Here is a 2820-nt window from a genome sequence, read left to right as displayed (position 1 = left end):
CTCGACGCGGTCCTGCTGGGTGGTTCCCCCACCGTGGCGTGGACGGCCGCCGCGGTGCTGGCCGCGGTGGCCCTGTGCGCCGCGGTGGCGGCCGGGATCTGCGGTCAGCGGCCCGTCAACCGCGCTCGTCGGCTCCCGACGTGGTCTCGATGGGGGCGTCCACCCCGCCGTCGGTGAGCATCGGGACGTCGAAGACGAACTCGGGGATCGCGAAAGCGTCCACCAGGGTCCGCGCCTTGCCCGCGAGCTTGGTGCACAGGCGGTTGCGGGCGGCGGTCGCGGCCTTGGTGCGCTCGGTCGTCAGGCGGTTGTGCTCGAGGAACCACCCCTTGTCGCGGTCCACGATGTCCAGGACGTAGAGGTCGCACAGCGTTCCCAGGACCTCCTTGGCCTCGGGGTCCTCGCAGGCGTCCACGGCCTCGGCGAAGCGGGCGAACACCCAGCTGTCCATGTGCGCGCGCCCGGCCTGCAGCATGTGGTCCTGCGCCGAGTTGAACACCTTGAACGCCGCCGAGCCGTCCTCGCCCTGGGCCTTGCGCAGGCGGCGGGCGACCGTCTCCAACAGGTGCTCCTCGCGGTCCACCAGCAGTTCCAGCTGGTTGGCGCGGTCGAGCAGGTCCGTGTTCTCCCGGTCCGTCACCGTGTCGATGAGCTTCTGCCACAGCGTCGACGCCCGGGCCTTCTCCTGCACCACGTCCACCGCGGTGGTGAGGGCGAAGGCCACGGTCTCGCGCTGGTCCATGTCCCCGAACTCCGCGGCGTAGGCTCCGAGCAGCTCTTTGGCCACCAACTGCGTCAGCACCACGTTGTCGCCCTCGAACGTCGAGAAGACGTCGCAGTCCCTGCGCATCTCGGTGAGCAGGTTCTCGGCCATGTACCCGGCCCCACCGCAGGCCAGACGGGCCTCGATGATGGTGTCGTTGGCGAAGCCCGTCACGGTGGCCTTGATCCCCGCGGCGTGGGACTCCATCTCGCGGCGCCGCTCGGCGTCGAACGCCTCCGGGTTCTTCTCGAAGTCGTGGAGCTCGGCGACGATCGCGTTCTGGGCGCACGCGTAGGCGTACGCGCGGGCCACCCGCGGCATCAGACGACGCTGGTGCTCGCGGTACTCCAACAGCGGGATGCCCTTGCCCGTCGCGGGGTGGTCGAACTGGCGGCGGATCAGCGAATACCGCACCGAAAGCGCGAGTGAGGTCCGGGCCGCGGCACCGGCGGCCGCACCCACCGAGACCCGGCCGCGGATCAGCGTGCCGAGCATGGTGAAGAAGCGGGCACCGACGGAGTCGATGGGCGACGAGTACTGTCCGTCGGCGTCCACCGCACCGAACCGGTCGAGCAGCGCCTCACGGGGGACACGCACGTGGTCGAACATGATCTTGCCGTTGTCCACGCCGAGCAGTCCGCCCTTGTGCCCGTGATCGGTCGTCCTGACCCCCGGCAGGTCGTTCCCGGCCTCGTCCCGGATCGGCACCAACAGGCAGTGGACCCCGTGGCGGAGCTCCTCACCGCTCTCGGCGCGGGTGATGAGCTGCGCGAACACCGCGGCCATGGACCCGTCGCGGGCCGCGTTGCCGATGTACCACTTCTCGGAACTCGGAGTGGGGGAGTGGACGACGAACTCGTCGGTCTCCGTGTCGAAGGTGGCGGTGGTCTCGAGGTTCTGCACATCCGACCCGCCGCCGAGCTCGGTCATGGCGAAGCAGCCCATGAGGTCGAGGTTCATGACTCCCGGCAGGTACTTCCCACGCGTCTCGGCGTCGCCGAGATTCGCGATCGCCCCGCCGAACAGGCCCCACTGCACGCCGGCCTTGACCATGAGGGACAGGTCGAGGTGGCCGAGCATCTCGAAGGAGGTCAACGCCCCACCGGTGTCCCCGGTGCCGCCGTCCTCGGTGCGGAACCCCAGCCCGGGCATGCCCGAGTCGGCCAGGCGCCTCATCTGGTCGAGCACATGGGCGCGGTGCTCCTCCATGGTGACCCCGATCGGGTTGAGCATGTCCGGGGTCATGGCCTCCCGCGTCATCCGGCGCGCGTCCGCCCAGCGGCCGTCGAGGACCTTCTGGAGCCCGGCGGCGAGGGCGGGGTCCCCCTGACCGGTGGTGGTGATGCGGCCGTAGTGGGGATGGCCCGTGTGGGTCGTCTGGGGGGCTGCCGCCCCCGGGGCCGCGGCGTTCTGGACGTCGGTCTGGGAGGTCATGACACGACTCTACGGATCGTCCACGCCGAAGTGCACCGGTAGCGCGGCCGGAATCGGACCGTCAGGGGACGCAAATGACCGAGGTCCCGGACCGTGAACGGCCCGGGACCTCGCATTGTCGGGGTGGCGGGATTCGAACCCACGACCTCTTCGTCCCGAACGAAGCGCGCTACCAAGCTGCGCCACACCCCGGTGACAACGAGGGATACTCTAGCGCCCCGCCGGGTGATTCGCGAAACCGGGGTGATTCGCGAAACCGGGTCAGGCCGGCAGCGGCACCCGTTCGCGCAACGGCGTCTCCGGCACCGTCGCGTCGTCTCCGCCACCGCCGGGTCCGGCGACCAGCTCGAGAAGTGTGGCCTCGGGCCTGCAGAACGTCCGGACCGGCACGTACGGCGAGGTCCCGAGTCCGGCGGACACGTGCAGGACCAGGTTCCGGCCCCACGCGGACAGGCCCTGCGCCCGCGAGCGGTCGATGCCGCAGTTGGTGACGATCGCCCCAGTGGGCAGGCAGAGCTGTCCGCCGTGGGTGTGGCCCGCCACCGCGAGGTCGTACCCGTCGGCGTCGAAACGGTCCAGTACCCGGGGCTCCGGGGAGTGGACCAGCCCGATCCGCAGGTCGA

1 protein-coding gene, 1 tRNA gene and 1 pseudogene are annotated in these 2820 nt (G+C 70.5%); all 3 read right to left on the bottom strand.

Features of this window, described 5'->3' with window-relative positions; translation table 11 throughout:
- Positions 1-115: 115 nt before the first annotated feature.
- Positions 116-2197 (bottom strand): acyl-CoA dehydrogenase, encoded by a 2082-nt coding sequence (locus G6022_RS12710; protein ID WP_182609468.1) that lies wholly within the window; start codon positions 2195-2197, stop codon positions 116-118.
- Positions 2198-2315: 118 nt separating this feature from the next.
- Positions 2316-2389: transfer RNA gene (locus G6022_RS12705), tRNA-Pro, on the bottom strand.
- A gap of 69 nt (positions 2390-2458) precedes the next feature.
- Positions 2459-2820, bottom strand: a pseudogene (locus G6022_RS12700) (metallophosphoesterase); the annotation flags it as partial.

The organism is Dietzia sp. Cai40 (assembly GCF_014145165.1).
GTDB lineage: Bacteria > Actinomycetota > Actinomycetes > Mycobacteriales > Mycobacteriaceae > Dietzia > Dietzia natronolimnaea.
Note: the sequence above shows the minus strand (reverse complement) of the source record. Positions and strands in the feature narration are given on the sequence as shown.